Below are 5,890 nucleotides of genomic sequence, written 5' to 3'. Positions count from 1 at the left end.
GGTCACCGTCGGTGCCCGCAGTTCCGCGGCGGTGCGCGCGCCGGCGAACACCAGCACCAGCCCCGCCGCCAAGGTGATCGCCAGGTACAGCGGCACCATGCTGAGGCGGCCGTTGCGCACGAACACCATGCTTTCCATCATCAGCGAGGAGAACGTGGTCAGCCCGCCGACCAGGCCGACGATCAGCAGCGCCCGCCAGTACGGTGCGCTGGCGCCGCGGCCCTCGATCCACACCAGCAGGAAGCCGCCGACGAAGGCGCCGGCCAGGTTCACCGCCAGCGTGCCCCACGGGAAGCCGGCGCCGTAGCGCTGCAGCAGCGCACTGCCCACCGCGAAACGCAGACCGGAGCCGACCGCACCGCCGGCCATCGCCAGCAGCAATTGCTGCCACCACAGGGTCAGGTTCATGCGCGCCTCCGCGAAACGAACGCGGGAACGGCAGCAGAAAAACGAGAAGGAACGGGCATCGGATTCTCCACAAGGACGATGCCGGGGCGCACGCCTGCCACCCCGGCGGGGGTTGGGCAGGCATCATCAGCTCGCAATGCTGCGGGCGGTTCGAGGAGGAATGCCATCTCCTGTACGCTGATTATGAAGCCGATCGCCCGGCCTTGTCAGCCCGCGCCTGCTCGCGCGCGGCGCGCAGGCGATCCAGCTTGTCCTTGAGCTTGATCTCCAGGCCGCGCTCCACCGGCCGGTAGTAGACGCGCTCGCCCATCGCATCGGGAAAGCCGGTCTGGTCCAGGGCGATGCCGCCCTCGGCATCGTGGTCGTACTGGTAGTCGGCGCCGTAGCCCAGGGTCTTCATCAGCTTGGTCGGCGCGTTGCGCAGATGCAGCGGCACCTCCTGGGTGCCGGTCTCGCGCACCTCGGCCTTGGCCTGGTTGAACGCGGCATAGCCGGCATTCGACTTGGCGGTGCTGGCCAGGTACAGCACCAGTTGCGCGAAGGCCAGTTCGCCTTCGGGGCTGCCCAGGCGCTCGTAGATATCCCAGGCTTCCAGCGCCATCGACTGCGCGCGCGGATCGGCCAGGCCGATGTCCTCGATCGCCATGCGGGTCAGCCGCCGCGCCAGGTAGGACGGATCGCAGCCGCCGTCGAGCATGCGCGTGAGCCAATACAGCGCCGCGTCCGGATTGGAACTGCGCACCGACTTGTGCAGCGCCGAGATCTGGTCGTAGAACTGCTCGCCGCCCTTGTCGAAGCGCCGGGTACGGTCGGCCAGCACCTGCTGCAGGGTCTGCGCAGTGATCTCGCCGCCCTCGTCCTGGGCCAGTTCGGCGGCGATTTCCAGCAGGGTCAGCGCGCGCCGCACGTCGCCATCGGCGGCGCCGGCGATCTCCAGCAGCGCCGCATCGGAGACCTGCAGGTGCTCGGCACCGAGCCCGCGTTCGGGATCGTGCAGCGCCCGCTGCAGCGCCTCGGCGATGTCCTGCGGCGACACCGCCTCCAGCACGTGCACGCGGCAGCGCGACAGCAGCGCCGAATTCAGCTCGAACGAGGGATTCTCGGTAGTCGCGCCGACGAACAGGATGGTGCCGCGTTCGATGTGCGGCAGGAACGCGTCCTGCTGCGCCTTGTTGAAGCGGTGCACCTCGTCGACGAACAGCACGGTGCGGCGGCCATCGGCGAAACGCTGCGCGGCCTCGGCCAGCACCCCCCGCACCTCCGGCAGGCCGGACAGCACCGCCGAGATCGCCTTGAACTCGGCTTCGGCGTACTGCGCCAGCAGCAGCGCCAGGGTGGTCTTGCCGCAGCCGGGCGGCCCCCACAGGATCATCGAGTGCACCCGGCCGGACGCGACCGCACGGCGCAGCGCACTGGTCGGCGCCAGCAGGCGCTTCTGCCCGACCATCTCGTCGAGCGTGCGCGGACGCATGCGCTCGGCCAGCGGGCGCATGGCCTCGCGGTCGACGCTCAACAGGTCGGGGGTATCGGAAGCGAAGGGTCTGCGTTTGGCCATCTGCCCATTCTATCGCCGCGGCCCGTATACGCCGTGCCGCAATCCTGCGTGGCACCGACGCCAGCGCTAGAATCGCGGCGCCTCCCTGCCCGGCCGACCCCGCCATGAGCCACCACGACACCCTGGACGCGTTCACCCATCAGCACGACTTCCTCGGCACCCGCCACGAGCGCAATGCGCGCCGCACCTGGTCGGTGGTGGCGCTGACCGCCGCGATGATGTTCGTGGAGATCGTCGCTGGCTGGTGGACCGGCTCGATGGCGCTGCTGGCCGATGGCCTGCACATGGCCACCCATGCCGGCGCGCTGTCGCTGGCCGGCTTCGCCTACTGGTTCGCGCGCCGGCACCGGCACAACCCGCGCTTCACCTTCGGCACCGGCAAGGTCGGCGACCTGGCGGGCTTCTCCAGCGCGCTGATCCTGGCGCTGATCGCCCTGGGCATCGGCGTGGAGTCGGCACTGCGCCTGGCGCAGCCGGTCCATATCGCCTACGACGAGGCGCTGTGGATCGCGGCGCTGGGCCTGCTGGTGAACCTGCTCAGCGCCTGGATGCTCGGCGCCGATCACCACCACGATCACGGGCATGGCCATGGTCACGGTCACGGGCACGGGCACGGGCACGGGCATCATCACGACCACGCTCATGCCGCGCACCGGCATGGCAACCATGCGCACGCGCACCACGATGGGCACGACCACGATCATGCGCACGGTCACGACCATCCCCACCCTCACGATCACCACGGTCACGCGCACGCCCATGCCGCGCCCGCGCACAGCCACGACCGCCACGCGCACGCCGATCACAACCTGCGCTCGGCCTACATGCACGTGCTTGCCGACGCGCTGACCTCGGTGATGGCGATCGTCGCCCTGTTGCTGGCCAAGTACCTGGGCTGGACCTGGACCGATGCGTTGATGGGCATCGTCGGCGCCATCGTCATCGCCCGCTGGTCGCTGGCGCTGCTGCGCGACACCGGCGCGGTGCTGCTCGACGCCTCGGCGCCGGCGGCGCTGCAGGCGCAGATCCGCGACCGCCTGCAGCAGGACGACGAGCGCATCGCCGACCTGCACGTGTGGCGGGTCGGCCCCGGCCAGCATGCGGCGATCGTGTCGCTGGTGACGCACAAGCCGCGGCCGGCGGCGTTCTACCACGCACGCCTGCAGGGCGTGGCCACGCTGGGCCACGTCAGCATCGAAGTGCAGACCTGCCCCAACTGAGCGAAAGGCCGCCGCGCACCGACCCGGCGCGCGGCGGCGGGGCGGCCGGCTCAGCGGTCGCCGACCACGTCCACGTCCTTGTCCGGGACATAGCGGAAGGTGCCGGCGGCGAAGGCCGGATTGCGCTTCCAGTCGCTGAAGCTGATGTCGGTGCGCTGGCCGACCGGGTCGACCACTTCCATGCGCGCCAGGCCGTTGCGGTCGAAGCCGAGCTTGGCCATCTGGAAACTGGCCTCGGTGTCCACCTTCGGGGTCATGGTCAGCCATTGCAGCCCGTCGCGGGCCACGGCCTCCTCGCTGACGTCGTACTGGCGGTCGAGCCGGCCCGGATCGATCAGCGCGGTCAGCGGGCTGTTCTGTTCCTCGCTGCCCTGCGCGCGCACCGTGGCCTGCTTCAGGTCCGGGTCGTAGACCCAGACCTTGCTGCCGTCGGCGACGATCAGTTGGGTATACGGCTTGCGGTACTCCCAGCGGAACAGGCGCGGCGCCGACAGCGCGACGCGGCCGCTGGAGCTTTCCTTCAGCGTGCCCTTGCCGTCGTAGACCTTCTGCGCGAACTGGCCGTCCAGGCCCTTCAGCCCGCGGGTGAAGGCGGTGAGGTCCTCGCGGGCGCCGGCGAAGGCGGAGCCGGCCAGCAGCGCGGTGGCGAGGACGGTGTAGCGGAGTGTGCGAAGCATGCGGATGGGTTTCCGGATGAAGTGTGGGAAGTGTGACGCGCCGCGCCTGAATAGGCGATCAGAGGATGGCCGGCCGCGCCAGGTCTACGGCCCGGTCTGCATCCGGCCGAGGTCGCCGTACAGGATCTGGCCGCGGAAGCCGCGCCGCACCTGCTGGTACAGCTCGCGGAAGGCAGCGTAGTCCTGCGGCTGGCACAGCGCCGCCGGGCCGTGGATCGCGCGGCGGTGCAGCGTATGCGTGGCGGTCACGGTCTGCCCGTCGCGCACCCAGGTCGCGGCGTACTCGCCGGCGGCGTTGCGGAAATGGGTGTCGGCCGGAATCGCGATGATCGGCACGCTGTCCGGGAAGGTCAGCCGGTAGGTCTCGCTGCGCGCGTTGTCGTTGCAGTAGAACGGGGTCAGGTTGCGCTCGGCCGAGGCGGTGCTGTAGACCCCGCGCACCGAATCGGCGCCGGGCATCAACGGCAGGCTCATGCCGCCGACCACGCCAAAGTCGACGTAGTCGTGGGCCTGGAAGCGGTAGGCGTAGCCGAACGGCCGGCTCAGGTCCTGCGGCGTGCCCTGCAGCAGCAACTCGCCGCTGCCGTCGAAGCCGGACGCGGCGACGATCGATTCCTCGATGCGGGTGCGGTTCTGCGCGTTGAGCTGCACGAACATCGTGCGCAGGCCGACCTCGCCGACGTCGCCGCTGTCCAGCCGGGTGATGCCGCTGACGCCGCCGTCGGCGTCGAAGCGGTAGTCGGTCTCGGCCAGGTAGCGGTTGCGCTTGGCGTCGTCCGGCGGCGTGCGCGCCACGGTGCCGTCGGCCGTGTGCAGCACCGGCGCGCCCAGATCGCCGGCCGGCAACTGGCCGAAACGCGCGTATGGGCTGGTCGAATCCACGTACAGCTTGAACTCGGGCAGATAGGTGATGGCGTGGTTGAAGCGGCCCAGCACCGGCACCTCCGGCAGGGTCGGCCCGCCCTGCGCGCCGATCAGCACCGGCGTACTGGCGATGCCCTTGGCCGCCAGCAGCGCTTCCAGCACCACGGTGTGGTCCTTGCAGTCGCCGTAGTGGTTGTCGAGGATGCTGTCGGCGCTGTTCGGCTGCAGCCCACCGTTGCCCAGGTACACCGCCACGTAGCGGATGTTGCGCGCCACCCACTCGTACAGCGCCGTGGCCTGCGCGCGGCGATCGACGATGCCGGCGGTGATCTGCTCGGCGCGGGCGCGCACCTTGGGCGTGACCTGTGCGGCGGCGGCGCTGCTGTGCTGGTAGGCCTGGGCCATCTGCGACCAGCGGCGGAAGCTGCTGGCCATGATGGTCGGGCTGAACTCCCAGGTGGCCGCCGACCAGTTCTGGCTCTTCATCGGCTCGCGGCGGCTGTAGCGCCACTCCCAGCGGGCCTGTTCGCCGTCGATCGTCGGCGTATCGCTGCCCTGCACGCCGCGCGTGTACAGGTGCATCTGCAGGCGCCGCGGCGCCACCAGGGTCACCGTGGCGTCGTCGTACTGCGAGAACACGCTGAAGGTCTCCCACAGGCTGAAATAGCCCGGGAAGTACGGCACGTTCTGGGTGCGCCGCACCCGGTACACCAGGCGCGCGCCGGGCATCAGGTTGGGGAACACCACCACCTTGACCTTGCGGTCGGCGTACATCGCCGCCGTCGCGCTGGAATAGCTCTCCTGGGTATAGATCTTGTCGGCCGGCACGTCGTGACGCAGCCCGTCCGGAGTCAACGTGTAGGCGTCCAGCACCTCCAGCGTCTCCAGCTTCTCGCTGTAGCCCAGCCGCACCTGGCTGAACTGGTCGACGCCGGCCTTGGTCTTGAGCAGCAGCTCGTATTCGTCGGTCTCGACGCTGGTGGCGTCCTCGCGCACCTCGTAGTCGGCGCGGTAGCGCACGTAGCTGTAGTTGTTGCTGACCACGGGAACAGTCGCCACACCCGCGGTCTGGTCGGCATTGGAATGCGCGGCCGGCGCCGGTTGCGCGCCGGCGAGGCCGGACAGCGCCAGCAGCGCCGCGCCGAACAGCCAGCGCGCGGCGCGCA

At 70.1% G+C, this 5,890-nt stretch carries 5 protein-coding genes and 1 riboswitch; of the genes, 1 reads left to right on the top strand and 4 read right to left on the bottom strand.

Annotation, left to right across the window (positions count from 1 at the left end):
- Both crcB and D180_RS19235 read right to left on the bottom strand, forming a co-directional pair.
- Window positions 1–408, bottom strand: a 408-nt coding sequence (gene crcB / locus D180_RS19240) for a fluoride efflux transporter CrcB (protein ID WP_017914055.1), incomplete at its 3' end; no start/stop codon positions are given.
- A 110-nt stretch (window positions 409–518) separates the two neighbouring features.
- A riboswitch (Fluoride riboswitch) is annotated at window positions 519–588 on the bottom strand.
- Between the two features lies 1 nt (window position 589).
- On the bottom strand, window positions 590–1,963 hold the full coding sequence (locus D180_RS19235; RefSeq protein WP_043091370.1) for a replication-associated recombination protein A: 1,374 nt from the start codon (window positions 1,961–1,963) through the stop codon (window positions 590–592).
- Between the two features lie 104 nt (window positions 1,964–2,067).
- Between D180_RS19235 and D180_RS19230 the strand changes: the two genes are divergently transcribed.
- Window positions 2,068–3,183 carry a cation diffusion facilitator family transporter gene (locus tag D180_RS19230; protein ID WP_017914053.1) on the top strand — a complete coding sequence of 372 codons (1,116 nt, stop codon included), beginning with the start codon at window positions 2,068–2,070 and terminating at the stop codon, window positions 3,181–3,183.
- Window positions 3,184–3,233: 50 nt separating this feature from the next.
- On the opposite strand, the gene lolA is transcribed toward D180_RS19230, so the two are convergent.
- Both lolA and D180_RS19220 read right to left on the bottom strand, forming a co-directional pair.
- Window positions 3,234–3,860, bottom strand: coding sequence for an outer membrane lipoprotein chaperone LolA (gene lolA / locus D180_RS19225; protein ID WP_017914052.1), 627 nt, complete (start codon window positions 3,858–3,860; stop codon window positions 3,234–3,236).
- Between the two features lie 84 nt (window positions 3,861–3,944).
- On the bottom strand, window positions 3,945–5,744 hold the full coding sequence (locus D180_RS19220) for a DUF3857 domain-containing transglutaminase family protein (RefSeq protein WP_043091371.1): 1,800 nt from the start codon (window positions 5,742–5,744) through the stop codon (window positions 3,945–3,947).
- Window positions 5,745–5,890 lie beyond the last annotated feature (146 nt).

It is taken from the genome of Xanthomonas sp. SHU 166 (genome assembly GCF_000364685.1).
GTDB classification, from domain to species: Bacteria; Pseudomonadota; Gammaproteobacteria; order Xanthomonadales; family Xanthomonadaceae; genus Xanthomonas_A; species Xanthomonas_A sontii.
The sequence above is the reverse complement of the archived record's forward strand: the minus strand, read 5'-3'. Positions and strand labels throughout refer to the sequence as shown.